Raw genomic sequence first — 26,553 nt, forward strand, 5'->3', positions numbered from 1 at the left:
GTGACAAATAGATAACCTTTCTGGGCAAATGGACATTGCCTGTGAGTTTACGCCCCGGTAAATAGATTGGTCATATAAAAAATAGGGTTTATTAAACCAGAAAAGAAGGGTGCCATGAATCGTTTTATTATGGCGAATAGCCAGCAATGTATAGGGTGTCACGCCTGCGAAGTCGCTTGCGTAATGGCGCACAACAATGAGCAACATGTGTTGAGCCAGGCGCACTTTCATCCGCGTATTACCGTGATTAAACATCAGCAGCAGCGCAGCGCGGTGACATGCCATCACTGCGAAGCTGCGCCCTGTGCCCGCAGTTGCCCGAATGGCGCGATCAGCCGTGTCGATGATGCCGTGCAGGTCAATCAGCATAAATGCATTGGCTGCAAATCCTGCGTGGTGGCGTGTCCGTTTGGCACCATGCAAGTGCTGGTCACGCCCGTTGGCGAAGGGCGGGTTGCCGCCACCGCGCACAAATGCGACCTTTGCCATGAACGACCGGAAGGCCCGGCCTGCGCGCAAAATTGCCCGGCCGATGCGCTGCAACTGGTGAACAACGACACTTTAGCGGAGCTTGCCAAAGCACGCCGTTTGCGAACCGCCAGCCAGGAAGCCCAGCCGTGGCGCAGCGTCGCGGCGCTGTCTCCGGCATTTGACGATCGCAAAGTGCGGCAGATGCATAAAACGCCGCCGCGCGGTGAGCCGGACAAACTGCCGATCGCGGCGCGCAAAACCGGGTTCGACGAAATCTACCTGCCATTTCGTGCCGATCAGGCCCAGCGCGAAGCGCAGCGCTGCCTGAAGTGCGGCGAACACAGTATCTGTGAATGGACCTGCCCGCTGCACAACCACATTCCCCAATGGGTTGAGCGGGTGAAAGAGGGCGATATTGCCGCAGCGGTTGAGCTTTCGCACCAGACCAACTGCCTGCCGGAAATCACCGGGCGCGTTTGCCCGCAGGATCGTTTATGCGAAGGCGCGTGTACCGTGCGCGATGACTATGGCGCGGTCACCATCGGTAATATTGAGCGCTATATTTCCGATCAGGCGCTGGCGCAAGGCTGGCGGCCTGACTTGCAACATGTGGCGGCGGTGAACAAACGCGTGGCGATTATCGGTGCAGGGCCAGCGGGCTTGGCCTGTGCCGATGTGCTTGCTCGCCACGGCGTCAGCGCGACGGTTTTTGACCGCCATCCGGAAATTGGCGGGTTACTGACCTTTGGCATTCCTTCCTTCAAATTGGACAAATCCCTGCTGGCGCGCCGTCGAGAAATCTTCAGCGCAATGGGTATTGGTTTCGAACTGAATTGTGAAATCGGCAAAGATATCGCCCTGGAAACGCTGCTCGATGAGTATGACGCCGTGTTTGTTGGCGTCGGCACATACCGCTCAATGAAAGCTGGCTTACCGAATGAAGATGCGCCTGGCGTATACGACGCATTGCCGTTCCTGATTGCCAACACCAAGCAGTTGATGGGGTTGCCGGACAGCGCCGATGAACCTTTCATTAACACCGAAGGGCTGAATGTAGTGGTGCTCGGCGGCGGCGACACGGCGATGGATTGTGTACGCACCGCGTTGCGTCATGGCGCGGGGAAAGTCACCTGCGCGTATCGCCGAGATGAAGCCAATATGCCCGGTTCGAAGAAAGAGGTGAAAAACGCGCGGGACGAAGGCGCGGTGTTTGAGTTCAACGTCCAGCCGGTCAACCTGGAACTGGATAATAGCGGCAAGGTATGCGGCATTCGCTTGCTGCGCACGCAACTGGGTGAACCGGACGCGAAAGGCCGCCGTCGCCCGGTGCCGATTGACGGCAGCGAGTTTGTGATGCCCGCCGACGCGGTGATCATGGCGTTTGGTTTTAATCCGCATTCGATGCCGTGGCTTGAGCGTCACGGCGTGCAGGTTGATGACTGGGGGCGTATCGCGGCGAGCGTGGATTCGTTGTATCGCTATCAGACCAGTAATCCGAAAATTTTCGCTGGCGGCGATGCGGTGCGCGGCGCGGATTTAGTGGTAACCGCCATGGCGGAAGGGCGGCACGCCGCACAAGGTATGATGGCGTGGCTGGGGGTAAAAGCGCCGGGGAAACATTAACGGTACGGCGACAAACCAGGCTCTGAAGGGTAGTATTAAGGCAATTTGTTAGCGCTTTGGAGCCTGTATGTCGCTGAAAATCGAAATTATCAAAGATAAAATCCTCTCTGAAAATTACTTTGTCCTGCGCAATATCACCTACGATCTGACCCGTCAGGACGGCGAAGTGATTCGCCATAAACGCGAAGTCTATGACCGGGGAAACGGCGCGACGATTCTGCTTTATAACCGTGAGAAAAAATCGGTGTTGCTGATCCGCCAGTTCCGCGTGGCGGCGTGGATCAACTGCAATGAGCATGGTTATCAAATTGAAACGTGCGCGGGTCTGCTGGACGATGACGAGCCGGAAGTGTGCATTCGCAAAGAAGCCATTGAAGAGACCGGTTATCAAGTTGGGGATGTGCGCAAAATCTTTGAGCTTTATATGTCGCCTGGTGGCGTAACCGAGCAGGTACACTTCTTTATCGCTGAATACAGCGATGCGCAAAAGGTCAACAATGGCGGCGGCGTGGAAGATGAAGATATTGAGGTATTGGAGTTTTCCTTTGAACAAGCTTTGTCTATGGTTGCCAGCGGGGAAATCCGCGACGGTAAGACGGTCATTTTACTGCAATATCTTCAGTTATCCGGCCTAATGAACTGAATTTAATACAAATCACACCTACCAAGTTTCGGATGAAGCTATCCGATAAATCCGATTGAGCAAGCCAACCGGGAGATAGACTATACGCACGTTCTGCGTCTATTCTTCCGGGGTTTCACCATTCATGCGCTTTCGCAACGTTTTTACTTTGCTGGTCGGGCTTTGCGCCGCGCCGCTGCTGTGGGCCGCGCCCGCGCAGCAAACTTTTTCCGACTGGCAAGTCACCTGCAATAACCAGAACTTCTGCGTTGCGCGCAATATTGGCGATCATAACGGCCTGGTGATGAGCCTGAGTCGCAGCGCGGGCGCCCGCACCGATGCGTCACTGCGTATCGATTTTGGCGGTATCGGCACGCCTTCCGCAAAAGAACCCCCGATTGCTGGCCGCTTGTTACTCGACGGCCAGCCGCTGAAAATGTCCAACGCGCAGTGGAAAATCACGCCGTGGCATTTAATGACCGACAACCCGCAAACCATCGCTGACTTGTTAGTAACCATTCAGGAAAGTCAGGCGTTGACGCTACAAGGCGGCAAAGGCGTGATTTCGTTGGTAGGGTTGAAAGCCGCGCTGCTGTTTATCGACGCGCAACAAAAACGTGTGGGCAGTGAAACGGCGTGGATCAAAAAAGGCGACAGCCCGCCGTTGAGCGTTCCGCCTGCACCCGCCTTAAAAGAGGTGGCTCAGCCCGGCGTTGCACCAACTCCGCTCACCCATCAACAACTCAACGATCTGTTGGATTACGGTAATGTGCGCATGAATAACAGCCAGTGCTCGCTGGATCCAATGCGCCGCCAGGTGCGCGTTGCCGCATTGACTGATGATACCGCCCTATTGATGATCGACTGCGAAGCCGGAGCCTACAACGTGGTTGACCTGGCCTGGCTGGTCTCGCGACAAAAACCTTTCTCGACCCGCCCGGTGCGCCTGCGTCTGCCGTTCACCCCGGATAACGGCAACGATGAGATGGAACTGATGAACGCAATGTTTGAGGATAAAAGCCGCGAGCTGACGACGCTGGCGAAAGGGCGCGGCCTGGGAGATTGCGGCGTCGCGAGCCGCTGGCGTTTCGATGGGCAACGTTTTCGCCTGGTGCGTTACGCCCAGGAGCCAACGTGCGATAGCTGGCATGGCCCCGATGCGTGGCCAACGCTGTGGGTCACAAGATAAGTGGGTTACAAGATAAGCTGATGACGAGATAACCGTTCGCTCATTATAATCCGCCCGGACATTTTTATCGGGAAGGGAATAATGAAGCACCTTTATGCTCAATGGCTTGCGCTAAGCCTGGCGCTTTTCGCCGTCCTGCCTGCACAGGCAGAATTGACCGCAGCAGACAAACAAAATATCGCCCAACAAATAGAACGCTGGAACAACCACCTCAATGGCAAGCAGGATGCGAACACGCTTTATGCCGCACAGGTGAATTGGTTTGGTCAGAACCTCGCCCGTGACGAGGTTCTGCGTAAACAGCAGGATTTCAACCGCCGCGCCCCGCAATTTTCCCAACGCATTATCACCACCCTCGATATCACCGACGATGAAACCGGCAGCGTGCAGGTGGATTTTGTGAAACAGGTCGGCATCACTACGCAACAAACGAAAAACTACCCGGCACAATTAACGTTTAGCCATCAGCCGGAGGGTTGGCTCATCAGCGGTGAAACGGATCTGCTCACGCGTTTAAATCTGAAAGATGCCGAGGTACAGGGGCGGTTGACCAAAGGCAAGTTTGATGGCGTCAACAAAGATGTCGTTTGGGTGAGCGCCCGGGATCCGCAAAACGGCGGCACCTGCAACGAAGAGGGCGATTGCCAGTGTTCGTTGTGGAGCAGCAACCCGGCGGTGCAACCGGCGATTTTGCCGCAGTGTATTGGCGGCATAGTTGAAACGCTCTCGCAACTCGACGACAGCGGTCGCGACCGGGTGGTTATTTTTCCGCAGTGGTGGACCAGCGCCTGGCAAGTGGTTTATGTCTACGATATTCAGCAGGGACAATGGGCCAAAGCGCTACCGTCATTCCCGATTAACACCAATGTGCAGGAAGGGGACAACGCCGCCACGCTGGTGCAGCGCGACCCTCAACACAGCGGGTTTGTGCTGGTGAAAAAGGCGCTGTGGGATGAGAAACAGGAAGATATTGTCACGCCCCAGGAAAGCGAAGCGTTGCAGGTGGTGAAATAAAAAAAGGGCGCGCCAGCCCGATGCCGGCGCGCCGTGTACTTATTTCTTGAGCACGGATTTCGCTTTAGCGACCACGTTTTCAACCGTGAAGCCGAAGAACGGGAACAGTTTTTCCGCCGGTGCGGATTCCCCGTAGCTGGTCATGCCGATAATCGCCCCTTTCAGGCCGACATATTTGTACCAGTAATCGGCGATGCCGGCTTCAACCGCTACACGCGCCGCCACCTCCGATGGCAGCACTGATTCGCGATACGCGTCATCCTGTGCATCGAAGATATCCGTCGACGGCAGTGAAACCACACGCACATTGACCCCTTCGCCCGCCAGTTGCTCGGCCGCTTTCACGGTGATTTCCATTTCGGAACCGGTGGCAATCAGGATCAGATCCGGTGTGCCTTTACTGTCTTTCAGAATGTAGCCGCCACGGCTGATGGCTTGTACCTGCTCGGGCGTACGTTCCATCTGCGCAAGGTTCTGGCGCGACAGAATCAGCGCCGTCGGGCCATCATGGCGCTCGACCGCCAGTTTCCAGCCGACGGCGGCTTCTACCTGATCGCACGGTCGCCAGGTGGTGAAGTTTGGCGTCAGGCGCAGGCTGGCAAGCTGTTCAACGGCCTGGTGCGTCGGGCCATCTTCCCCTAAGCCAATCGAGTCATGGGTATAGACCATGATTTGCCGTGCTTTCATCAACGCCGCCATGCGCGCCGCGTTACGGGCATACTCGACGAACATCAGGAAGGTAGCGGTGTAAGGCACAAAACCGCCGTGATGGGCGATCCCGTTGGCGATCGCCGTCATACCAAATTCGCGCACGCCGTAGTGAATATAGTTACCCGCGTGATCCTCTTTCAACGAGGTGGAACCCGACCAGATTGTCAGGTTACTGGGCGCCAAATCGGCAGAGCCGCCAAGCAGTTCCGGCAGCACGGGGCCAATGGTGTTCAGGGTGTTTTGCGACGCTTTACGGGTGGCGATTTTCGCCGGATTGGCCTGCAAATTGTTGATCCACTCAGTGGTGGTTTTCTCCCAGCTTTCCGGCAGCTCGCCGCTCATCCGGCGTTTGAACTCGGCGGCCAGATCCGGGAAGGCTTTCTCCCAGGCGGCGAGTTTTTCATTCCACGCCTGCTGTGCTTTCGCACCGCGCTCGCGCGCATCCCAGGCCTGATAAATCTCTTTCGGCACTTCGAAAGGCGGATACTTCCAGCCCAGTTTCTGGCGGGTCAGCGCCACTTCTTCTTCGCCGAGCGCCGCGCCATGCGACTCCTCTTTCCCGGCTTTATTCGGCGAACCGAAGCCAATCACCGTGCGACAGATAATCAGCGACGGTTTATCTTTCACGCTCTGCGCTTCGATAATGGCGTTTTTCACCGCTTCCGGTGAGTGCCCGTCGATATCGCCAATCACATGCCAGTTATACGCTTCGAAGCGCTTAGCGGTGTCATCGGTAAACCAGCCTTCGGTTTCCCCATCAATGGAGATACCGTTGTGATCGTAAAAACCGATTAGTTTGCCGAGCCCCAGCGTGCCCGCCAGCGAACTAACTTCATGAGAGATGCCTTCCATCAGGCAGCCATCACCCATAAACACGTAGGTATAGTGGTCAACAATGTCATGCCCCGGACGGTTAAACTGCGCCGCCAGCGTGCGTTCCGCAATCGCCAGACCGACCGCGTTCGCCAGCCCCTGGCCGAGCGGGCCGGTGGTGGTTTCCACGCCAGGCGTATAACCAATTTCCGGGTGACCCGGGGTTTTGGAGTGCAGCTGGCGGAAGTTTTTCAGCTCTTCCAGCGGCAGGTCATAGCCGCTTAAATGCAGCAGGCTGTACAGCAACATTGAGGCGTGGCCGTTAGAGAGGATAAAACGGTCGCGGTTGTACCAGGTCGGGTCCGCCGGGTTGTGGTGCAGAAAATCATTCCATAGCACTTCTGCGATATCTGCCATTCCCATTGGCGCGCCAGGGTGGCCGGAATTGGCTTTTTGCACCGCATCCATACTCAGGGCGCGAATGGCGTTAGCAAGCTCTTTACGGGACATAATTCACTCCGTGGCAAAAGGTTAAAGTTTGGCGGCGAGCAGATCTTCAAGTTTGCGTTGGTCGACGGCGAACTGGCGAATACCATCGGAAAGTTTATCGACAGCCATCGGATCCTGATTGTGCTCCCAACGGAACTCCGCTTCAGTCAGCGGCGCAGGGCGATGGAAGGTTTGTGTGGACGGCACCAGCTTGCGCTCAACCGTTCCTTCCTGCGCCTGCAACTCTTTGAGCAGCGCCGGGGAGATGGTCAAACGGTCGCAGCCTGCCAGCGCGAGGATCTGCTCGGTACGGCGGAAACTGGCTCCCATCACAATGGTTTGGTAGCGATGTTGTTTGAAGTAATCGTAGATATTGCGCACTGATTTCACGCCCGGATCTTCATCCACAACGTACGGATCAAGCGGCTTACGGTCGTTATACCAGTCGTAAATACGCCCAACGAAAGGTGAAATCAGGAACACACCGGCTTCGGCGCAGGCGCGTGCCTGGGCGAAGGAGAACAGCAGCGTCAGGTTGCATTTGATTCCCTCTTTTTCCAGCTCTTCCGCCGCGCGGATCCCTTCCCACGTTGACGCCAGTTTGATCAAAATGCGGGATTTGTCGATGCCCTGATCCTGATACAGCTCGACCAGACGGCGCGCTTTGGCGATGCTTTTTTCTTTGTCGTAGGAAAGGCGCGCATCAACCTCAGTTGAAACGCGTCCTGGAATGCTTTTCAGAATTTCCGCACCGAAATTGACTGCCAGTTTGTCACTGGCTTCAGCCACTTGTTGCTCCTGGGTTTTACCGCGCGTTTTGCCGTAGGCGATGGCGTCATCGATCAAATGCGCGAAATGCTCCAGCCCAGCGGCTTTGAGCAGCAGGGACGGGTTGGTGGTGGCATCTTCGGGCTGATAGTGTCGAATAGACTCAATATCGCCGCTGTCAGCCACCACCGTGGTGAACTGTTTGAGGCCGTCTAAATGGTTCATTGAAATAACTCCTTTAAAAGCAATGTGCTAGTGAAACGCTTCGGTTCGCGCTTTTGTGAAGATGAGAGATGCATAACAAAAAAGCATAGCAGACGAACCCCTTTAGGGTGTTTTTGAGACGAATAACAAAGATGCGATAAATTAGTAACAATCTGGTTTATGTCGTGCAGAGATTTTGGCTATGTTCAAAGTTTGCGCGCACAACAGGGACCATACTGGGCGGCGCATTGGGATAGTCATCACGCATTATCACTCTTACAGCTAAAAGCAACGTGAAGGAACCTCAAATGGACGACCAACTAAAACAAAGTGCCCTCGATTTTCATGAGTTTCCCCGTCCAGGGAAAATTCAGGTCTCGCCGACGAAACCGCTGGCAACGCAGCGCGATTTAGCGCTGGCCTACTCACCTGGCGTCGCTGCACCCTGCCTTGAAATTGAAAAAGATCCGCTGGCTGCCTACAAATACACCGCCCGCGGTAACCTGGTCGCCGTTATCTCTAACGGAACTGCCGTACTGGGTCTTGGCAATATCGGCGCGCTGGCCGGTAAACCGGTAATGGAAGGCAAAGGGGTACTGTTTAAAAAATTCGCCGGTATCGATGTGTTTGATATTGAAGTCGACGAGCAAGATCCCGACAAACTGATCGACGTTGTTGCCGCGCTGGAGCCGACGTTCGGCGGCATCAACCTGGAAGACATCAAAGCGCCGGAGTGCTTTTATATTGAAGCCAAACTGCGCGAGCGCATGAACATTCCGGTGTTTCATGACGATCAGCATGGCACGGCCATTATCAGCACCGCCGCCATTCTCAACGGCCTGCGCGTGGTGGAAAAAAATCTATCCGATGTGCGCATGGTGGTGTCCGGCGCGGGCGCGGCGGCGATTGCCTGTATGAACCTGCTGGTGGCGCTGGGCATGCAGAAACACAATATTGTGGTCTGCGACTCGAAAGGCGTTATCTATAAAGGCCGCGAGCCAAATATGGCGGAAACCAAAGCCGCGTATGCAGTCGATGACGACGGTAAACGCAGCCTGGCTGAAGTGGTGGCCGGGGCGGATATCTTCCTCGGCTGCTCCGGGCCGAAAGTGCTCACGCCGGAAATGGTTAAAGAGATGGCGCGTCAGCCGTTGATCCTCGCGCTGGCGAACCCGGAGCCGGAGATTTTGCCGGATCTGGCGAAATCAGTGCGCCCGGACGCCATAATTTGTACCGGCCGTTCTGACTATCCAAACCAGGTCAACAACGTGCTCTGTTTCCCGTTTATCTTCCGTGGCGCATTGGATGTGGGCGCCACGGCGATTAACGAAGAGATGAAACTGGCGGCGGTGCATGCGATTGCTGAACTGGCGCACGCCGAGCAGAGCGAAGTGGTCGCTTCGGCATATGGCGATCAGGATTTAAGCTTTGGCCCGGATTACCTGATCCCGAAACCGTTTGACCCGCGCCTGATCGTCAAAATCGCGCCTGCCGTGGCGAAAGCGGCGATGGATTCCGGTGTCGCGACGCGCCCGATTAACGATTTCGACGCCTATGTCGATAAGCTCACCGAGTTCGTTTATAAAACCAACCTGTTTATGAAGCCGATCTTTTCGCAGGCCCGCAATGCGCCGAAACGCGTGGTGCTGACCGAAGGGGAAGAGCCGCGCGTGCTGCATGCAACGCAGGAACTGGTAACGCTGGGGCTGGCAAAACCGATCCTCGTTGGGCGACCGAGCGTGATTGAGATGCGCATTCAGAAGCTGGGTTTGCAAATCCGCCCGGATGCCGATTTTGAAATCGTCAATAACGAGTCCGATCCGCGTTTTAAAGAGTACTGGACGGAATACTTCAACATCATGAAACGTCGGGGCGTGACGCAGGAGCAGGCTCAGCGGGCGGTGATCGCCAACAGCACGGTGATTGGCGCGATCATGGTCCATCGTGGTGAAGCGGATGCGATGATTTGCGGCACCATCGGTGAGTACCATGAGCACTTCAGCGTGGTGCGCGACATCTTCGGCTATCGCGATAATGTGCATGCGGCGGGGGCGATGAATGCGCTGCTGCTGCCAAGCGGTAACACCTTTATCGCCGACACCTATGTCAATGAAGATCCGAGCGCGGAGCAACTGGCGGAAATCACCCTGCTGGCGGCGGAAACGGTGCGGCGTTTCGGTATCGAACCGCGCGTGGCGCTGCTTTCTCACTCGCAGTACGGCTCGTCTAACGCGCCGGCGGCGGTGAAAATGCGCGACACGCTGGCGTTGGTGCGTGAGCAAGCGCCGGATTTGATGATCGATGGCGAGATGCACGGCGATGCCGCGCTGGATGAAAGTATTCGCCACGATCGGATGCCGGACAGCCCGCTTAAAGGCACGGCCAATATTCTGATTATGCCGAACGTGGAAGCTGCGCGAATCAGCTATAACTTGCTGCGCGTTTCCAGTGCGGAAGGGGTGACCGTTGGGCCGGTGCTGATGGGGGTGGCGAAACCGGTACATGTGTTGACGCCGATTGCTTCCGTGCGCCGCATCGTCAATATGGTGGCGTTGGCGGTGGTTGAGGCGCAAACAGAACCGTTGTGATATAGGCGCCGATTGTTCGCCGGATGGCGCGCAAGCGCTTATCCGGCCTACAAAAACTACACCCAATCGCGGACTTTAATAAACTCGCTGAGGGCGGCCTCCGGGCTGCCTTCGGTGGGTTGATAATTGTATTCCCATCGCACTAACGGCGGCATCGACATCAAAATGGATTCGGTGCGCCCGCCGGTTTGCAAACCAAACAGCGTTCCGCGATCCCAGACCAGATTGAACTCGACATAGCGCCCACGGCGATAGAGCTGGAAATCCCGCTCGCGCTCGCCATACGGCGTCGCTTTGCGGCGTTCGACAATCGGCAAATAGGCCTCGGTAAAGCCCTGGCCCACTGCCTGCATAAAATCAAAACAGTGCGCGAAATCCGGGGTGTTCAGATCGTCAAAAAACAGCCCGCCGATACCGCGTTGCTCATCACGATGTTTGAGGTAGAAATAGTCGTCGCACCACTTTTTATAGCGCGGGTAAACCTCTTCCCCGAAAGGCAAACAGAGATCGCGCGCGGTGCGGTGCCAGTGAATGGCATCCTCTTCAAAACCGTAGTAGGGCGTTAAATCAAAGCCGCCGCCAAACCACCACACCGGTTCCGCACCCGGTTTTTGCGCAATAAAGAACCGCACATTGGCGTGGCTGGTGGGCACATACGGGTTGCGCGGATGAACAACCAGCGAGACGCCCATCGCTTCGAAACTGCGCCCAGCCAGTTCCGGACGGTGCGCAGTGGCGGAAGCGGGCATCGCATCGCCATGCACATGGGAAAAGTTAACGCCCGCCTGTTCAAAGACATTGCCCTCGCGCAGTACGCGGCTGCGACCGCCGCCGCCCGCATCGCGCTGCCAGTTGTCTTCCATAAACCCGGCGTCGTCGATGGCGCTGAGCTTGCGGCAAATCTCATCCTGGAGGGTGAGTAAGGCGTTTTTTACCGGCTGTACTTCTGGAGTGGTCATCCGCGTCTCTTCGTATGGGCTTTATGATTATCGAACCAACTAAAATAGCTCATCACGCCGTCGGTGATTGCGTTGGCGATTTTTTGGCGAAACGCCGCCGTGCCGAGCAACTTCTCTTCCGCCGGGTTGGTGATAAATGACGTTTCCACCAACACCGAAGGGATAGACGGCGATTTTAGCACCACAAACGCGGCCTGTTCCGTATTACGGCTGTGCAGGCGATGCACCGGTTTTATCTGTTTTAAAATATGTGAACCCAGCGTCAGGCTGTTTTTGATGGTGTCGGTCTGGACCAAATCGAACAATACCTGCTGAAGCAGATGATCTTTGTCGCGGGCTTTTTTCCCGGCGAGATCGTCGGCGGCGTTCTCTTTATCGGAGAGGTATTTCGCCATCGCGCTACTGGCGCCGCGATTCGACAGCGCAAATACCGATGCGCCCGCCGCGCTCGGGTTGGTAAAGCCGTCGGCGTGGATCGACATAAACAGATCTGCGCCGTGCTGGTGGGCGATCTCCACGCGATCATAGAGCGGAATAAATGTATCGCCAGTGCGCGTCAGGCGTGCATCGATGCCTTTGGCACGCAGCTGCGCACGGACATTTTTGGCGATCGCCAGCACGACATGTTTCTCTTTCGAACCGTTATGGCCGATAGCGCCGGTATCAATCCCGCCGTGACCGGGGTCGAGCATCACAATGCGCTTCGCGCCCGCTTTTTTGGTTTTTGGCTTGCTGTGGCCGGTGGTGGTTTTTAACGGTGTCTCGTCCTTAGCGATAGCACGAGACATGCCCGACAGTGTCAGGGCGGCCAGACCTGCTTTCAGGATCTGGCGACGCGAGGTGAGTGTTTTTAAGGGTTTAAAGGTGCTCATAGCCTGAAATGGGTTATCCGTGGTGGCTGGTGTTATAGCGTATCGTGTTTGCTGTGACGACAGTCCATGAGAACTATTGTTTTACTTTTCATTTCAATACGTGACAGAGTTGCATTATGCCATTTTTCAGCGTTGCGGTTGCTGGATATTGGCTAAGGCGGTGCCAGACGCCATAATCACCGTTTACACAGCTGAAAAAGATGGGGGATACCATGGAGATACGCGTTTTTCGCCAGGAAGATTTCGAAGAAGTGATCACCTTGTGGGAGCGTTGTGAGCTATTGCGACCATGGAATGATCCTGAAATGGATATCGAACGGAAAGTGAACCACGACGTCAGCCTGTTTCTGGTGGCGGAAGTCGGGGGGGAAGTGGTCGGCACGGTCATGGGCGGCTATGACGGCCATCGCGGTTCTGCGTATTACCTGGGCGTGCATCCGGAATTTCGCGGGCGCGGCATCGCCAACGCGCTGCTCAGCCGCCTGGAGAAAAAACTGATCGCCCGCGGCTGCCCGAAAATCAATCTGATGGTGCGCGAAGACAATGAGATGGTGATTGGTATGTACGAACGTCTTGGTTATGAGCACACGGATACGGCCAATCTGGGTAAGCGTTTGATTGAAGATGAAGAGTATTAATCGCTTGCCGAACCATTCGATAGCCTTGATGGCACTTTTTTCGCTTCCGGCACTCCAACAGGCGTTGAATGAAATAAGGAATGGTGCATGAAAACCCTGCGTACGTTTATTTGCGTTCTGCCGCTGGCTTTAGGCGGCTGCTCAACGCTCTCTTCCGTTAACTGGTCTTCCGCCTATCCGTGGAACTGGTTCGGTTCATCGCTTGAAGTCAGTGAAAACGGCGTGGGCGATATTACCGCCAGTACGCCGCTGGATGAGCAGGCCATCAACGACGCGCTCGGCGGCGATTATCACCTGCGTAGCGGGATGAAAACCGACAAAGGCAATATCGTGCGCTATTTCGAAGCGCTGAAAGACAAACAACTGGCACTAGTGGTTAACGGTGAAAATGGCACGGTCAGCCGAATTGACGTGCTGGACAGCGACATCGCCACCGACAAAGGCGTCAAAATTGGTACGCCATTCAGCGAGCTGTACGACAAAGCGTTCGGCAACTGCGTGAAAGGTTCGGATGACGATATTTCCGGCGTTGAGTGTAAAGCGCCCGGCAGCCAACATATTAGTTTCCTGTTTAACGGCGAATGGAGCGGCCCGGAAGGGTTGATGCCGGCCGACGACACGCTGAAAAAGTGGAAAGTCAGCAAGGTTATTTGGCGCCGTTAATTTGATCGGAACATTCTGATGTCGCCTGAAAAACGGGTACAATGCCGCGATGATTTTGTGGTCTGTTTTTCAGGAGGAGTGATGTCCCAGGTTCAAAGCGGCATTTTGCCGGAGCATTGCCGTGCGGCGATTTGGATTGAGGCCAGCGTAAAAGGGGACATCGATGCCCTGCGTGCGGGCAGCCGTGTATTCACCGATAAGCTGGCAACGTTTCAAATGCAGTTCCCGGATGCCGCGCTTGGCGCGGTGGTCGCTTTCGGCAACCGCGTCTGGCGCGAATTAAGCGGTGACGAAGGCGCAGAAGAGCTAAAAGATTACCCGTCTTACGGCAAAGGCCTCGCACCTGCAACCCAACACGATGTGCTGATCCACATTCTTTCCCTGCGTCATGATGTGAATTTCTCCGTTGCTCAGGCGGCGCTGGCGGCGTTTGGCGATGCGCTGGACGTGAAAGAAGAGACCCATGGTTTCCGCTGGGTGGAAGATCGCGATCTCAGCGGTTTTGTCGATGGCACCGAAAATCCTGCCGGAGAAGAAAAGCGCCGTGAAGTGGCGATTATCCAGGATGGCGTGGATGCTGGCGGCAGCTATGTGATGGTGCAGCGTTGGGAGCACAACCTTAAGCAGCTAAACCGCATGAGCGTTGGCGAACAAGAGATGATGATCGGCCGCACCAAAGCCGCCAATGAAGAGATTGATGGCGATGTCCGCCCGGTAACATCGCACCTGACGCGCGTTGATCTGAAAGAAGATGGCAAAGGGCTGAAAATCGTTCGCCAAAGCCTGCCGTACGGGACTGCCAGCGGCACGCACGGCCTCTATTTTTGCAGCTACTGCGCGCGCCTTTATAACATCGAACAGCAACTGCTGAGCATGTTCGGCGACGCCGATGGTAAACGTGATGCGATGCTGCGTTTTACCCGTCCCGTCACCGGCGGTTACTACTTCGCGCCGTCGCTTGACAGGCTGCTCGCACTGTAAGAAAAGCGCGTCACCTCTGGGCCGGGGCGACCCGGCTATACTCACTTCCGCTTATATTCTTTTCTGATTCCAAATCACCAATTGGTATATAAAACCGTTACAGGTTTCACACTCGTTATAAATAAACTGAGGGTTGTCGAGTCATCAGCTTATAAGGGTGCGCAATGGCCGTTAACTTACTGAAAAAAGGATATCTGACGCTGGCAGCAATGACGCTGTGGGCCGCTCAGGCACAGGCGACGGAACTGCTCAACAGCTCTTATGATGTTTCCCGCGAGCTCTTTGCGGCGCTTAACACGCCTTTCGAACAGCAATGGGCGAAAGATAACGGCGGCGATAAGCTGACAATCAAACAATCTCACGCCGGTTCGTCAAAGCAGGCGCTGGCGATCTTGCAAGGCCTGAAGGCGGATGTGGTGACCTACAACCAGGTGACCGATGTGCAGATCCTGCACGATAAAGGCAACCTGATCCCGGCCAACTGGCAGAGCCGTTTGCCGAATAATAGTTCGCCGTTCTACTCGACAATGGCGTTCCTCGTTCGCAAAGGCAACCCGAAGAATATCCACGACTGGAACGACCTTGTGCGTTCTGATGTGAAGCTGATTTTCCCGAACCCGAAAACCTCCGGCAACGCGCGCTATACCTACCTGGCGGCCTGGGGCGCGGCGGATCAAGCGGATGGCGGCGACAAAGCCAAAACCACGCAGTTTATGACGCAGTTTTTGAAAAACGTGGAAGTGTTCGACACCGGCGGTCGCGGGGCGACCACCACGTTTGTTGAGCGCGGCCTCGGCGATGTGCTGATCTCGTTTGAATCGGAAGTGAACAACATCCGCAAACAGTACGAAGCGCAGGGCTTTGAAGTGGTGGTGCCGAAGGTGAATATCCTCGCGGAATTCCCGGTCGCCTGGGTAGATAAAAACGTCAAAGCCAACGGCACAGAGAAGGCGGCGAAAGCTTACCTCAATTGGCTTTATGGCCCGCAGGCGCAAACCATCATCACCGATTACTACTACCGCGTGAACAACCCGGAAGTGATGGCGAAGCTGAGCGATAAATTCCCGCAGACTGCGCTGTTTCGCGTGGAAGATAAATTTGGTTCCTGGCCCGACGTAATGAAAACCCATTTCGCCAGCGGCGGTGAACTGGACAAGCTGTTGGCGGCGGGGCGTAAGTAATGTTTGCAGGTTCTAAACGTGTGCTGCCAGGTTTTGGCTTAAGTCTTGGCAGTAGTCTGTTTTTTGTTTGCCTGATATTGCTGTTGCCGCTCAGCGCGTTGGTGATGCAACTGGCGCAGATGAGCTGGGTGCAATATTGGGACGTGGTCACCAACCCGCAGGTGGTGGCCGCTTATAAAGTGACGCTGCTTTCCGCGTTTGTCGCGTCCGTTTTTAACGGTGTTTTCGGCCTGTTAATGGCATGGATCCTCACCCGTTACCGTTTTCCGGGGCGCACATTACTCGATGCGCTGATGGATTTGCCTTTTGCGTTGCCAACGGCGGTGGCGGGCTTAACGCTGGCTTCGCTGTTTTCGGTCAACGGCTTTTACGGCGAGTGGCTGGCGAAATTCGATATCAAAGTGACGTACACCTGGCTTGGGATTGCGGTGGCGATGGCGTTTACCAGCATTCCGTTTGTGGTGCGAACCATTCAGCCGGTGCTCGAAGAGTTGGGACCGGAATATGAAGAAGCGGCGGAAACCCTCGGCGCAACCCGCTGGCAGAGTTTCCGCAAAGTGGTGTTGCCGGAGCTTTCCCCGGCGCTGATGGCCGGTGTCGCGCTGTCGTTCACCCGCAGCCTCGGCGAGTTTGGTGCGGTGATTTTTATCGCTGGCAACATTGCCTGGAAAACGGAAGTCACGTCGCTGATGATTTTTGTGCGCTTGCAGGAGTTTGATTACCCGGCGGCGAGCGCGATTGCGTCCGTTATCCTCGCGGCGTCGCTGTTGCTGCTCTTTTCCATCAATACTCTGCAAAGTCGCTTTGGCCAGCGAGTGGTAGGTCACTAATGGCAGAAATTACTGAAGTAAAACGCTATGCCAAATCCCAGGTGAACTGGGGTAAATGGTTTTTGATTGGCACTGGCATTGTGGTGTCGGCGTTTATCCTCGTCGTGCCGATGATTTACATCTTTGTGCAGGCGTTCAGCAAAGGGCTGGCGCCGGTGCTGCAAAACCTGGCCGATGCCGACATGCTGCATGCCATTTGGCTGACGGTGTTGATTGCGCTGATCTCCGTGCCGCTGAACCTGGTCTTCGGTACGCTGCTCGCCTGGCTGGTGACGCGCTTTAACTTTCCGGGCCGCCAATTGCTGCTGACGCTGCTCGATATTCCGTTTGCCGTATCCCCCGTGGTTGCCGGTCTGGTTTATCTGCTGTTTTACGGTTCCAACGGCCCGCTTGGCGGCTGGCTGGACGCACATAACCTGCAAATCATGTTCGCCTGGCCGGGCATGGTGCTGGTGACGGTATTCGTGACCTGCCCGTTTGTGGTGCGTGAACTGGTGCCGGTGATGTTAAGTCAGGGCAGCCAGGAAGATGAAGCGGCGATTTTGCTTGGCGCGTCCGGCTGGCAGATGTTCCGGCGCGTCACGCTGCCAAACATTCGCTGGGCGCTGCTGTATGGCGTAGTGCTGACCAACGCGCGTGCGATTGGTGAGTTTGGCGCGGTGTCGGTGGTGTCTGGTTCGATTCGCGGCGAAACCCTGTCGCTGCCGCTGCAAATTGAATTACTCGAGCAGGATTACAACACGGTCGGTTCCTTTACCGCCGCCGCCCTGCTGACATTGATGGCTATTTTGACGTTGTTTTTGAAGAGTGCGTTGCAATGGCGTCTGGAAAATCAGGCACAACGCCAGCAACAGGAGGGAAATCATGAGCATTGAGATTGCCAATATTAAGAAGTCTTTTGGTCGCACCCAGGTGCTGAATGATATCTCGCTGGATATCCCTTCCGGGCAAATGGTGGCGCTGTTGGGGCCGTCCGGTTCCGGTAAAACAACGTTGTTGCGTATTATCGCCGGCCTTGAACACCAGACCAGCGGGCGCATTCGTTTTCATGGCACCGAGGTAAGCCGCCTGCATGCGCGCGAGCGCCGCGTCGGCTTCGTATTTCAACATTACGCGCTGTTTCGCCATATGACGGTGTTCGACAACATTGCCTTTGGCCTGACGGTGCTGCCGCGTCGTGAGCGGCCAAACGCGGCGGCGATCAAAGCGAAAGTGACGCAATTGCTGGAGATGGTGCAACTGGCGCATTTGGCGGATCGTTTTCCGGCACAGCTTTCCGGCGGGCAGAAACAGCGTGTCGCCCTGGCGCGTGCGCTGGCAGTGGAACCGCAAATCCTGCTGCTGGATGAACCGTTTGGCGCCCTGGATGCGCAAGTGCGTAAAGAGCTGCGCCGTTGGCTGCGTCAACTGCATGAAGAATTGAAATTCACCAGCGTGTTCGTCACCCACGACCAGGAAGAGGCAACAGAAGTGGCCGACCGCGTGGTGGTAATGAGCCAGGGGAACATTGAACAGGCGGATGCACCGGATCAGGTATGGCGCGAACCGGCTACCCGTTTTGTGCTGGAGTTTATGGGCGAAGTTAACCGCCTGAAGGGCACGATTCGCGGCGGGCAGTTCCATGTTGGCGCGCACCGTTGGCCGCTCGGTTACACGCCTGCTTATCAGGGTGATGTTGATCTGTTCTTGCGCCCGTGGGAAGTGGATGTTAGCCGTCGTACCAGCCTCGATTCCCCGCTGCCTGTACAGGTGCTGGAAGCTAGCCCGAAAGGCCATTACACCCAACTGGTGGTGCAGCCGCTTGGCTGGAATCAGGAGCCGTTAACCGTGGTGATGCGCGATGAGCAACCTCCGCAGCGCGGTGAGCGCCTGTTTGTGGGTTTGCAGCATGCGCGCTTATATAACGGCAATGAGCGTATTGATGCCGGTACAGAACTTGCTCTGGCGGAAACGGCCTGATAGGTTAATCAGACGTGGTTTTTGCCGGGCAGCGCGTTGCTTCTCCGGCCTACAAGCCCGGTATGCGTAATGCGGACCGGGTTTTTTATTGGACAACGCTCGTGAACACACTTGAACACACCATCGGCAATACGCCGCTGGTCAAACTGCAACGCCTGACGCCGGATAACGGCAGCGAAATTTGGGTCAAGCTGGAAGGCAATAACCCTGCGGGATCGGTAAAAGATCGTGCTGCGCTCTCCATGATTGTGCAGGCAGAAAAACGCGGCGAAATTACCCCCGGCGACGTGCTGATCGAAGCGACCAGCGGTAACACGGGGATCGCACTGGCAATGATTGCCGCGCTGAAAGGCTATCGCATGAAATTGCTGATGCCGGACAACATGAGCCAGGAACGACGCGCTGCGATGCGCGCCTACGGCGCAGAGCTGATCCTGGTCAGCAAAGAGCAGGGCATGGAAGGTGCGCGCGATTTAGCGCTCGCGATGGCCGCGCGCGGTGAAGGCAAACTGCTCGACCAATTCAACAACCCGGACAATCCCTACGCGCATTACACCACCACTGGCCCGGAAATCTGGCAACAAACGAACGGGCGCATCAGCCATTTTGTCTCCAGCATGGGCACCACCGGCACCATCACCGGTGTGTCGCGTTTTCTGCGTGAGCAAGCGAAAAAAATCACCATTGTCGGCCTGCAACCGGAAGAGGGCAGCAGCATTCCCGGCATTCGCCGCTGGCCAGCGGAATACATGCCGGGCATTTATGATGCTGCGCTGGTGGATGAGGCGCTGGATATCCATCAGCGTGAGGCGGAAAATACCATGCGCGCGCTGGCCGTGCAGGAAGGTATTTTCTGCGGTGTCAGCTCTGGCGGCGCGGTAGCGGGAGCCTTACGTGTGGCGAAAGCAAACCCGGGGGCGGTGATCGTCGCCATTATCTGCGATCGCGGCGATCGCTATCTTTCTACCGGCGTGTTTGGTGAAGAGAGTTATTCGCAGGGGGCGGGGATTTAACCCGTTAAGGAGACACAGTGGAGATGATCCTGTTCAGGGATAAAACCCGGGCGCAGCAGACCGATATCGTCGCCGTGCAATCCCTGGTTGTGTATGGCAGCGTTGGTAACAGTATTGCGGTGCCAAATATCCGTCAGCACCAGTTGAACGTGCTGGCCGTGCCAACGGTGCTGTTCAGTAATACGCCGCACTATGACACTTTTTACGGTGGCGTGATCCCGGATGAATGGTTTAGCGGTTACCTGCAAGCGCTGGAAGAGCGTGATGTGCTGCGCGAACTGAAAGCGGTTACCACGGGTTATATGGGCAGCGCCAGCCAGATAAAATTGTTGGCACAGTGGCTTAATGCGCTGCGAGAAAAGCATCCGCAATTGCTGATCCTGGTGGATCCGGTGATTGGCGATATCGACAGCGGCATCTACGTAAAACCAGAAATTCCGCAGGCTTATCGTGAGCATTTATTGCCGCTGGCGCAGGGCATCACGCCGAACGTTTTCGAACTGGAAGTACTGAGCGGTAAGCCGTGCCGGGATCTGCACAGCGCGATTGATGCGGCGAAAGGGCTGTTATCCGACACGCTGCATTGGGTGGCGATTACCAGTGCGCCTGTTGAGCAAGATGACGGGCAAATTCATGTCGTGGTTGTTACCGCCGATTCGGTGATAGTGAGTCATTACCGACGTGTGGCGACGGATTTGAAAGGAACCGGTGATCTGTTTTGCTCTGAATTAGTGAGCGGCATCATTCAGGGGAAAGCACTGGACAGGGCAGTTCAGGCGGCAGGTGAGCGGGTGGTTGAGGTCATGGGGTACACGCTTGATAAAGGCTACGACGAGCTGATTTTACCGCCATGTTGAAAACAAAAATGGCACCTTTCGGTGCCATTTTCATATGCGGTGAGCTTACTTCTTGATGCGGATCACCGGGGTTTCACCCACGGTTACGCTACCAGACAGTTTGATCAGCTCTTTGATTTCGTCCATGTTGGAGATAACTACCGGAGTCAGCGTCGATTTGGCTTTCTCTTCCAGCAGCGGCAGATCGAATTCGATTACCGGATCGCCAACTTTTACACGCTGGCCTTCTTCCGCGATGCGTTTGAAACCTTCGCCTTTCAGTTCAACGGTGTCGATACCGAAGTGAACGAACAGCTCAATGCCGCTATCGGATTCGATAGAGAAGGCATGGTTGGTTTCAAAGATTTTGCCGATAGTACCATCAACTGGCGCTACCATTTTGTTGCCAGTTGGTTTGATTGCAATGCCATCACCAACGATTTTCTCTGCGAACACAACATCTGGTACATCTTCAATGTTGACGATTTCGCCGGAAAGCGGGGCAACAATCTCAATGGTTCCGGTGTCTTTTTTATCATCAGAAACCAGAGATTTCAGTTTATCGAACAAACCCATGATCTTCTCCTAAGCAGTAATTTGGGCCGCATCTCGTGGATTAGCAGATTGTTTTTTCTTCAATGAACTTGTTAACCAGCGTCATTAACTCGTCCGTTGTCGGTTGAGCAAGAGCCTGCTCTGCTAAAACCTTCGCATCTTCGAAGTTCGTATTACGAATGATCTTCTTAATGCGCGGGATAGAAATGGCACTCATACTGAATTCATCCAGACCCATCCCCAGCAACAGAAGTGTAGCACGTTCGTCGCCAGCAAGCTCACCACACATACCAGTCCATTTGCCTTCCGCATGAGAAGCATCAATAACTTGCTTGATCAGGGTGAGTACAGACGGTGACATCGGCTGGTAAAGATGTGAAATCATATCATTACCGCGGTCAACTGCCAGGGTGTACTGCGTTAAATCATTGGTACCGATACTGAAGAAGTCGACTTCTTTGGCCAGATGACGAGCAATTGTCGCGGCGGCTGGGGTTTCCACCATCACGCCAATTTCAATGGTTTCGTCAAAGGCTTTACCTTCGTCACGCAGTTCCTGTTTGTAGATCTCAATCTCTTTCTTCAGTGCACGCACTTCTTCAACAGAGATGATCATCGGGAACATAATGCGCAGTTTGCCGAAAGCGGAAGCACGCAGGATAGCGCGAACCTGATCGCGGAGGATCTCTTTGCGATCCATAGCGATACGCACTGCGCGCCAGCCCAGGAACGGGTTCTCTTCTTTCGGGAAATTCATGTACGGCAGCTCTTTGTCGCCGCCAATGTCCATAGTACGGACAATCACGGCCTGAGATCCACAGGCTTCAGCTACCGCTTTGTAGGCTTCGAACTGCTCTTCTTCGGTCGGCAGCGCGTCGCGGTCCATAAACAGGAATTCGGTACGATACAGACCAACACCTTCAGCGCCATTGCGCTCTGCGCCCGCGACATCGCGAACGGTACCGATGTTGGCACACACTTCAACCTGGTGGCCATCAAGGGTGATTGCCGGCAGGTCTTTCAATTTCGCCAGTTCAGCTTTTTCTTCAGCAACCTGAGCCTGTGCAGCGCGCAGAGTTTCGATCTCTTCGTCGCTCGGGTTAACGTACACCTTGTTGTTAACCGCATCGAGGATCAGATAGTCGCCGTTTTTCACCTGCGTGGTTACGCTGCCGGTGCCTACAATCGCTGGCAGCTCAAGAGAACGCGCCATGATGGAGGTGTGGGAGGTGCGGCCACCGATATCAGTGATAAAGCCGAGCACTTTTTTCAAGTTCAGTTGCGCGGTTTCTGAAGGAGTCAGATCCGTAGCAACCAGGATAACTTCGTCTTGAATGGCGCTCAGATCGATAATCGGCATACCCAGAATGTTGCGAAGCAGGCGTTTACCGATATCACGCACGTCAGCCGCGCGCTCTTTCAGGTATTCGTCGTCCAGCTCTTCAAGGGCTGTTGCCTGGCCTTCGATAACTTCATGCGCTGCCGCGTCGGCAGTCATGCTTTTATCTTTGATCAGGGCTATGATTTCCTGCTCCAGCTCCTCATCTTCCAGCAACATAATGTGGCCTTCGAAGATAGCTTCTTTTTCTTCACCGAAGGTTTCACCCGCTTTCGTTTTGATCGCTTCGAGCTGCGCCGATGCCTTGGCACGACCGCTCAGGAAACGTTCAACTTCCTGGTCAACCTTGTCGGCAGAAACTTTTTTCCGGTCGATGACGATCTCGTCTTCTTTCAGCAGTAGTGCTTTGCCGAAAGCGATACCCGGGGATGCTAAAATGCCTGAAATCATAACCCTACCTTTACTTGTGACTGATCTTTAAACGAACTCGTAAAAAACTTACTCGAGTTCAGCCATCAGTTTAACCAGATGTTCTACCGCTTTTTGCTCGTCTTCGCCTTCAGCGGTCAGAGTCACAACAGTACCTTGAGTCAGGCCCAGAGTTTGCAGTTTGAACAGGCTTTTCGCGCTGGCGCTTTTGCCATTGGAAGTCACAGTGATTTCAGAAGAGAAGCCTTTCGCTTCTTTGACAAATTGAGCAGCAGGGCGAGTGTGCAGACCGTTCGGAGCTGTAATGGTAACTTCTTGCTGGAACATTGTATTTCCCCAACTTATAGGTTTAGTGTTGTGGAACTAAAGTTTAGCCTGGCGGCATGACTTTAGCCTGTATAGTTAGCGTCGGCGTAACGAGCCAGGGTACAGATGGCTGCATGACAATTCAGGCAGACTTTTCTGGTCGCTGACCTTTCGCACGTCATTAAACATTATGCCGCGAAAGCCAGAATTGAACCAAATCATAAAATCGATTCAGCTTCGGTAAATCTGACTTCGATTAATTTCGCGCTTCAAAATAAATGTGATGGTTAAATACCAGACCAGACGATTTCAGGCAATGCCAGGCGGGACAAAAATTTGACGTATGCCACAAAAAAGCACCTCGACGGGTGCTTTTTTGCGCTGATTTAACAATCTGGCATCACTGTTGCAATTCTTTCTCAGTGAACAGATCGGCAAACAAAGCGGTGCTCAAATAACGCTCGCCGGAAGACGGTAGGATAACCACGATATTCTTATTGGTAAAGGTTTCGTCTTCCTGAAGTTTCAACGCTGCCGCAACGGCCGCGCCGGAAGAAATACCTGCCAGAATGCCTTCTTCGTCCATCAGGCGACGTGCGGTGCTAATGGCTTCTTCGTTGGTGATTTTGACGACTTTATCGATCAGTTTTAAATCCAGGTTGCCAGGGATAAAACCGGCGCCGATACCCTGGATTTTATGCGGGCCTGGCTTCAGTTCTTCACCCGCCAGCGCTTGAGAGATAACCGGAGAATCCGTCGGCTCAACCGCAACGGTAATCAGATCGGATTTTCCTTTGGTGTTCTTGATATAACGCGTTACACCGGTCAGCGTACCGCCCGTGCCCACGCCTGAAATAAACACATCAACCTGACCGTCGGTATCTTCCCAGATTTCTGGGCCGGTGGTTTTTTCGTGAATTTCCGGGTTTGCCGGGTTGCTGAACTGCTGGAGCAAGAGATATTTTGCTGGATCGCTGGCAACGATTTCTTCTGCTTTCTGGATGGCGCCTTTCATGCCTTTCGCGCCTTCCGTCAGCACCAGGTTCGCGCCCAGCGCTTTTAACAGTTTACGGCGTTCGATACTCATGGTTTCCGGCATGGTCAGCGTTAGCTTGTAGCCGCGTGCCGCAGCAACATAAGCCAATGCGATACCGGTGTTACCACTGGTCGGCTCGACCAGTTCCACGCCCGGCTTCAGTACTCCGCGTTTCTCGGCATCCCAAATCATATTGGCACCGATACGACATTTTACGCTGAAGCTTGGGTTGCGGGATTCGACCTTCGCCAGGATACGTCCGTTACCGATGCGGTTCAGTCGAACCAGCGGCGTATGACCAATAGTCAACGAGTTGTCTTCAAAAATCTTACTCATAGCCCGTCCTTAACTGTATGAAATTTGGGAACCACCTCAGCATACGCACTTACTGTTTATGCGGAAGTAAAGATTTCGCATATCTATATGTCGAGGTGAAATAATGGCTAGCAGTACGGAATAAGAAACGGAATAATTCCTTAACGCCATACTGCGTGCTTTTCGCGATAACAATCGACCCACATTGCCGTCGCGCCGCAAACCGCTACTGGCATCACCACCAGGTTTAGTACAGGAACCAGGGTAAACAGGCTGGTGAGCGCGCCAAATTGCATATTTATGACCTTTCGCGAGCGTAATGACACGCGCATCTCTTTAAAGGGAACTTTATGGTTGTCGAACGGATAGTCGCAGTATTGAATAGCAAGCATCCATGCGCTGAATAGAAACCACAACACCGGTGCGACGGTTTGCCCGATTCCGGGGATGAAATAGAGGATAAGCAGAATAGCTGCGCGGGGCAGGTACCACGCCAGTTTTTGCCATTCGCGCTTCATGATGCGCGGCACATCTTTGAGCACACCTAAGACGCCCACATCCGGCGGCGTAGCGCCGGTCAGGCGCGCTTCAAGTTGTTCCGCCAGCAGGCCGTTAAAAGGTGCGGCAATCCAGTTGGCAATGGTTGAAAAGAAATAGCCGAACACCAGCAGGATCGAGATGACAATAATCGGCCATAATAAATAGCTGAGCCATTGAAGCCAGCCTGGGATATGGCTCATTAATGAAGGGATCCAGCTATCGAGGCGGGTAAACAGCCACCAGAATGCGCCGCCCATCAGGACAATGTTCACCAGCAACGGCAAGATCACAAAGCGGCGAATGCCCGGCAGCGTGACCAGTTTCCAGCCCTGGGAAAAGTAAAAAAGGCCGCTGCGAGCAGCGCCTGGCGACGATGAAACCATAATCTGGCTGGACCCCTTTTTAAGACATACGAAAAAACTGAAGCTTATAATATTCGCCGGACTGGGGAAACCCGTTCGGAAATGTTCGAAAAATCAGCAAAAAGCACAATTTAATTCATCTTTATGCGGTGAATGCTTCCCATACACTTGCACTTGGCGTAATGCGCAAATACTCTTAGTGAGTAAATGTTTGCCGTGGTGGCAAGGTGTTAGAACAACAGAGAATATAATGATGCAGGATTTGCGTCTGATATTAATCATTGTTGGCGCGATCGCCATAATCGCTTTACTGGTCCACGGTTTCTGGACCAGCCGCAAAGAACGTTCGTCAATGTTCCGCGATCGCCCACTGAAACGTATGAAGTCGAGACGTGACGACGACGAGTTGGATGACGAAGATGTCGAAGACGACGAAGGCGTGGGTGAAGTTCGTGTTCACAAAGTGAACAATGCACCGAAAGCCGGTGGCGAACAAGACGCGTCACGTCAGCATCCGCAGCATCAATACCAGCCGCCTTATGCGTCGGCACAACCGCGTCCGTCTGCTCCGCCGGTTCAGCCTGCAGAGCCACCGCACCACGCGCCGCAACCCCATTCTCAGCCGCAGCAACCGGAACGCCCGCCAGTGCAAGCGCCAGCGTTTGAACAACAGCCGGTGCGGCCTGTTCATCAGCCACAACCTCAGCATCAACCGCAGGTTCATGAACCCGCACCGCAGCCGGAGCCAGAACCGGTTGTCGAAGCCCCGGTTGAAAAACCGCAGCGCAAAGAAACGGTCATTATCATGAACGTCGCGGCGCATCATGGCAGTGCGTTGAATGGCGAAGTGCTGCTCAATAGCATTTTGCAGGCCGGGTTTAAATTCGGCGATATGAACATTTTCCATCGCCACCTCAGCCCGGACGGTAGTGGTCCGGCGCTTTTCAGCCTCGCGAACATGGTCAATCCGGGAACATTCGATGTTGACACGATGGGCGAGATGGCAACGCCGGGCGTCACCATCTTTATGCAGGTTCCGTCCTATGGCGACGAGTTGCAGAACTTCAAATTGATGTTGCAGTCGGCGCAGCATATCGCTGATGAAGTTGGTGGTGTGGTGCTTGATGATCAACGCCGCATGATGACGCCGCAAAAATTACGCGAATACCAGGATCGTATACGCGAAGTCAAAGACGCCAACGCGTAACGGTTCGACAAACGCATTCCCTTCCAGAACCCCCGCCAGT

At 54.6% G+C, this 26,553-nt stretch carries 24 protein-coding genes; 15 read left to right on the plus strand and 9 right to left on the minus strand.

The features are described 5' to 3' along the window. The first annotated feature begins 114 nt into the window (after positions 1-114). The 4 genes from aegA (at position 115) to AAEY27_RS06595 (ending at position 4,919) form a co-directional block, all read left to right on the plus strand. A complete protein-coding gene (gene aegA / locus AAEY27_RS06580) occupies positions 115-2,094 on the plus strand; it encodes a formate-dependent uric acid utilization protein AegA (RefSeq protein ID WP_342324085.1) in 1,980 nt (659 codons plus the stop codon). Between the two features lie 67 nt (positions 2,095-2,161). Next, positions 2,162-2,737, plus strand: a complete 576-nt coding sequence (gene nudK, locus AAEY27_RS06585) for a GDP-mannose pyrophosphatase NudK (protein ID WP_342324086.1) — start codon at positions 2,162-2,164, stop codon at positions 2,735-2,737. Between the two features lie 124 nt (positions 2,738-2,861). Beyond that, positions 2,862-3,905, plus strand: coding sequence for a DUF1176 domain-containing protein (locus tag AAEY27_RS06590; protein WP_342324087.1), 1,044 nt, complete (start codon positions 2,862-2,864; stop codon positions 3,903-3,905). Between the two features lie 81 nt (positions 3,906-3,986). After that, entirely contained in the window at positions 3,987-4,919 is a 933-nt protein-coding gene (locus AAEY27_RS06595) for a hypothetical protein (RefSeq protein WP_342324088.1), read from the plus strand. Between the two features lie 39 nt (positions 4,920-4,958). Here the strand turns inward: AAEY27_RS06595 and tkt are convergent, their stop codons facing one another. After that, the gene (gene tkt / locus AAEY27_RS06600) at positions 4,959-6,953 is read right to left on the minus strand and encodes a transketolase (RefSeq protein WP_342324089.1); all 1,995 of its coding nucleotides are present in this window, start codon (positions 6,951-6,953) and stop codon (positions 4,959-4,961) included. 21 nt (positions 6,954-6,974) lie between these two features. Next, the gene (gene tal / locus AAEY27_RS06605; protein WP_342324090.1) at positions 6,975-7,925 is read right to left on the minus strand and encodes a transaldolase; all 951 of its coding nucleotides are present in this window, start codon (positions 7,923-7,925) and stop codon (positions 6,975-6,977) included. A gap of 287 nt (positions 7,926-8,212) precedes the next feature. Here tal and maeB point away from each other — a divergent pair, with 287 nt between their 5' ends. Next, positions 8,213-10,492, plus strand: coding sequence for an NADP-dependent oxaloacetate-decarboxylating malate dehydrogenase (gene maeB, locus AAEY27_RS06610; protein ID WP_342324091.1), 2,280 nt, complete (start codon positions 8,213-8,215; stop codon positions 10,490-10,492). Between the two features lie 56 nt (positions 10,493-10,548). Here the strand turns inward: maeB and hemF are convergent, their stop codons facing one another. Both hemF and amiA read right to left on the minus strand, forming a co-directional pair. Further along, positions 10,549-11,451 carry an oxygen-dependent coproporphyrinogen oxidase gene (hemF, locus tag AAEY27_RS06615; RefSeq protein WP_342324092.1) on the minus strand — a complete coding sequence of 301 codons (903 nt, stop codon included), beginning with the start codon at positions 11,449-11,451 and terminating at the stop codon, positions 10,549-10,551. Beyond that, on the minus strand, positions 11,448-12,323 hold the full coding sequence (gene amiA / locus AAEY27_RS06620; RefSeq protein ID WP_342324093.1) for an N-acetylmuramoyl-L-alanine amidase AmiA: 876 nt from the start codon (positions 12,321-12,323) through the stop codon (positions 11,448-11,450). Before amiA ends, hemF begins: the two co-directional genes overlap by 4 nt. A gap of 212 nt (positions 12,324-12,535) precedes the next feature. On the opposite strand from amiA, the gene AAEY27_RS06625 reads away from it, so the two are divergent. From AAEY27_RS06625 to pdxK, 9 genes are all read left to right on the plus strand, one after another. Then, positions 12,536-12,961, plus strand: a complete 426-nt coding sequence (locus tag AAEY27_RS06625) for a GNAT family acetyltransferase (protein ID WP_342324094.1) — start codon at positions 12,536-12,538, stop codon at positions 12,959-12,961. 87 nt (positions 12,962-13,048) lie between these two features. Beyond that, positions 13,049-13,624, plus strand: coding sequence for an RpoE-regulated lipoprotein (locus AAEY27_RS06630; protein ID WP_342324095.1), 576 nt, complete (start codon positions 13,049-13,051; stop codon positions 13,622-13,624). A gap of 81 nt (positions 13,625-13,705) precedes the next feature. After that, positions 13,706-14,605, plus strand: coding sequence for a Dyp-type peroxidase (locus AAEY27_RS06635; protein ID WP_342324097.1), 900 nt, complete (start codon positions 13,706-13,708; stop codon positions 14,603-14,605). A gap of 164 nt (positions 14,606-14,769) precedes the next feature. Beyond that, a complete protein-coding gene (locus tag AAEY27_RS06640) occupies positions 14,770-15,786 on the plus strand; it encodes a sulfate ABC transporter substrate-binding protein (RefSeq protein ID WP_342324099.1) in 1,017 nt (338 codons plus the stop codon). Continuing rightward, the gene (cysT, locus tag AAEY27_RS06645; RefSeq protein ID WP_342324100.1) at positions 15,786-16,616 is read left to right on the plus strand and encodes a sulfate/thiosulfate ABC transporter permease CysT; all 831 of its coding nucleotides are present in this window, start codon (positions 15,786-15,788) and stop codon (positions 16,614-16,616) included. Before AAEY27_RS06640 ends, cysT begins: the two co-directional genes overlap by 1 nt. Further along, positions 16,616-17,491: a sulfate/thiosulfate ABC transporter permease CysW gene (cysW, locus tag AAEY27_RS06650; protein ID WP_342324102.1), complete on the plus strand. Its 876-nt coding sequence runs from the start codon at positions 16,616-16,618 to the stop codon at positions 17,489-17,491. The genes cysT and cysW overlap by 1 nt, the downstream gene beginning before the upstream one ends. After that, positions 17,481-18,575, plus strand: coding sequence for a sulfate/thiosulfate ABC transporter ATP-binding protein CysA (cysA, locus tag AAEY27_RS06655; RefSeq protein WP_342324103.1), 1,095 nt, complete (start codon positions 17,481-17,483; stop codon positions 18,573-18,575). The genes cysW and cysA overlap by 11 nt, the downstream gene beginning before the upstream one ends. A 101-nt stretch (positions 18,576-18,676) precedes the next feature. Beyond that, a complete protein-coding gene (cysM, locus tag AAEY27_RS06660; protein ID WP_342324104.1) occupies positions 18,677-19,588 on the plus strand; it encodes a cysteine synthase CysM in 912 nt (303 codons plus the stop codon). A 17-nt stretch (positions 19,589-19,605) separates the two neighbouring features. Next, positions 19,606-20,445 carry a pyridoxine/pyridoxal/pyridoxamine kinase gene (gene pdxK / locus AAEY27_RS06665; RefSeq protein ID WP_342324105.1) on the plus strand — a complete coding sequence of 280 codons (840 nt, stop codon included), beginning with the start codon at positions 19,606-19,608 and terminating at the stop codon, positions 20,443-20,445. A 45-nt stretch (positions 20,446-20,490) separates the two neighbouring features. Here pdxK and crr read toward each other — a convergent pair whose 3' ends face one another. The 5 genes from crr to cysZ form a co-directional block, all read right to left on the minus strand. Further along, positions 20,491-21,000 (minus strand): PTS glucose transporter subunit IIA, encoded by a 510-nt coding sequence (gene crr, locus AAEY27_RS06670; RefSeq protein ID WP_000522253.1) that lies wholly within the window; start codon positions 20,998-21,000, stop codon positions 20,491-20,493. Between the two features lie 40 nt (positions 21,001-21,040). Further along, entirely contained in the window at positions 21,041-22,768 is a 1,728-nt protein-coding gene (ptsI, locus tag AAEY27_RS06675) for a phosphoenolpyruvate-protein phosphotransferase PtsI (RefSeq protein ID WP_342324106.1), read from the minus strand. Positions 22,769-22,816: 48 nt separating this feature from the next. Continuing rightward, complete coding sequence (ptsH, locus tag AAEY27_RS06680; protein WP_007370907.1) at positions 22,817-23,074, minus strand: phosphocarrier protein Hpr; 258 nt, start codon at positions 23,072-23,074, stop codon at positions 22,817-22,819. A 379-nt stretch (positions 23,075-23,453) separates the two neighbouring features. Next, a complete protein-coding gene (gene cysK, locus AAEY27_RS06685; protein WP_342324107.1) occupies positions 23,454-24,425 on the minus strand; it encodes a cysteine synthase A in 972 nt (323 codons plus the stop codon). A 140-nt stretch (positions 24,426-24,565) separates the two neighbouring features. Beyond that, entirely contained in the window at positions 24,566-25,327 is a 762-nt protein-coding gene (gene cysZ / locus AAEY27_RS06690; RefSeq protein ID WP_342324108.1) for a sulfate transporter CysZ, read from the minus strand. Positions 25,328-25,556: 229 nt separating this feature from the next. Here cysZ and zipA point away from each other — a divergent pair, with 229 nt between their 5' ends. Then, a complete protein-coding gene (zipA, locus tag AAEY27_RS06695) occupies positions 25,557-26,513 on the plus strand; it encodes a cell division protein ZipA (protein ID WP_342324109.1) in 957 nt (318 codons plus the stop codon). Positions 26,514-26,553: the final 40 nt, after the last annotated feature.

The sequence above is a fragment of the Kosakonia sp. BYX6 genome, from assembly GCF_038449125.1.
Classification (GTDB): Bacteria; Pseudomonadota; Gammaproteobacteria; order Enterobacterales; family Enterobacteriaceae; genus Kosakonia; species Kosakonia calanthes.

Bases quoted from the DNA above. Each gene is read 5' to 3' on its own strand.
- aegA (WP_342324085.1), top strand. From the start codon at position 115: ATGAATCGTTTTATTATGGCGAATAGCCAGCAATGTATAGGGTGTCAC.
- nudK (WP_342324086.1), top strand. From the start codon at position 2,162: ATGTCGCTGAAAATCGAAATTATCAAAGATAAAATCCTCTCTGAAAAT.
- AAEY27_RS06590 (WP_342324087.1), top strand. From the start codon at position 2,862: ATGCGCTTTCGCAACGTTTTTACTTTGCTGGTCGGGCTTTGCGCCGCG.
- AAEY27_RS06595 (WP_342324088.1), top strand. From the start codon at position 3,987: ATGAAGCACCTTTATGCTCAATGGCTTGCGCTAAGCCTGGCGCTTTTC.
- tkt (WP_342324089.1), bottom strand. From the start codon at position 6,953: ATGTCCCGTAAAGAGCTTGCTAACGCCATTCGCGCCCTGAGTATGGAT.
- tal (WP_342324090.1), bottom strand. From the start codon at position 7,925: ATGAACCATTTAGACGGCCTCAAACAGTTCACCACGGTGGTGGCTGAC.
- maeB (WP_342324091.1), top strand. From the start codon at position 8,213: ATGGACGACCAACTAAAACAAAGTGCCCTCGATTTTCATGAGTTTCCC.
- hemF (WP_342324092.1), bottom strand. From the start codon at position 11,451: ATGACCACTCCAGAAGTACAGCCGGTAAAAAACGCCTTACTCACCCTC.
- amiA (WP_342324093.1), bottom strand. From the start codon at position 12,323: ATGAGCACCTTTAAACCCTTAAAAACACTCACCTCGCGTCGCCAGATC.
- AAEY27_RS06625 (WP_342324094.1), top strand. From the start codon at position 12,536: ATGGAGATACGCGTTTTTCGCCAGGAAGATTTCGAAGAAGTGATCACC.
- AAEY27_RS06630 (WP_342324095.1), top strand. From the start codon at position 13,049: ATGAAAACCCTGCGTACGTTTATTTGCGTTCTGCCGCTGGCTTTAGGC.
- AAEY27_RS06635 (WP_342324097.1), top strand. From the start codon at position 13,706: ATGTCCCAGGTTCAAAGCGGCATTTTGCCGGAGCATTGCCGTGCGGCG.
- AAEY27_RS06640 (WP_342324099.1), top strand. From the start codon at position 14,770: ATGGCCGTTAACTTACTGAAAAAAGGATATCTGACGCTGGCAGCAATG.
- cysT (WP_342324100.1), top strand. From the start codon at position 15,786: ATGTTTGCAGGTTCTAAACGTGTGCTGCCAGGTTTTGGCTTAAGTCTT.
- cysW (WP_342324102.1), top strand. From the start codon at position 16,616: ATGGCAGAAATTACTGAAGTAAAACGCTATGCCAAATCCCAGGTGAAC.
- cysA (WP_342324103.1), top strand. From the start codon at position 17,481: ATGAGCATTGAGATTGCCAATATTAAGAAGTCTTTTGGTCGCACCCAG.
- crr (WP_000522253.1), bottom strand. From the start codon at position 21,000: ATGGGTTTGTTCGATAAACTGAAATCTCTGGTTTCTGATGATAAAAAA.
- ptsI (WP_342324106.1), bottom strand. From the start codon at position 22,768: ATGATTTCAGGCATTTTAGCATCCCCGGGTATCGCTTTCGGCAAAGCA.
- ptsH (WP_007370907.1), bottom strand. From the start codon at position 23,074: ATGTTCCAGCAAGAAGTTACCATTACAGCTCCGAACGGTCTGCACACT.
- cysK (WP_342324107.1), bottom strand. From the start codon at position 24,425: ATGAGTAAGATTTTTGAAGACAACTCGTTGACTATTGGTCATACGCCG.
- cysZ (WP_342324108.1), bottom strand. From the start codon at position 25,327: ATGGTTTCATCGTCGCCAGGCGCTGCTCGCAGCGGCCTTTTTTACTTT.
- zipA (WP_342324109.1), top strand. From the start codon at position 25,557: ATGATGCAGGATTTGCGTCTGATATTAATCATTGTTGGCGCGATCGCC.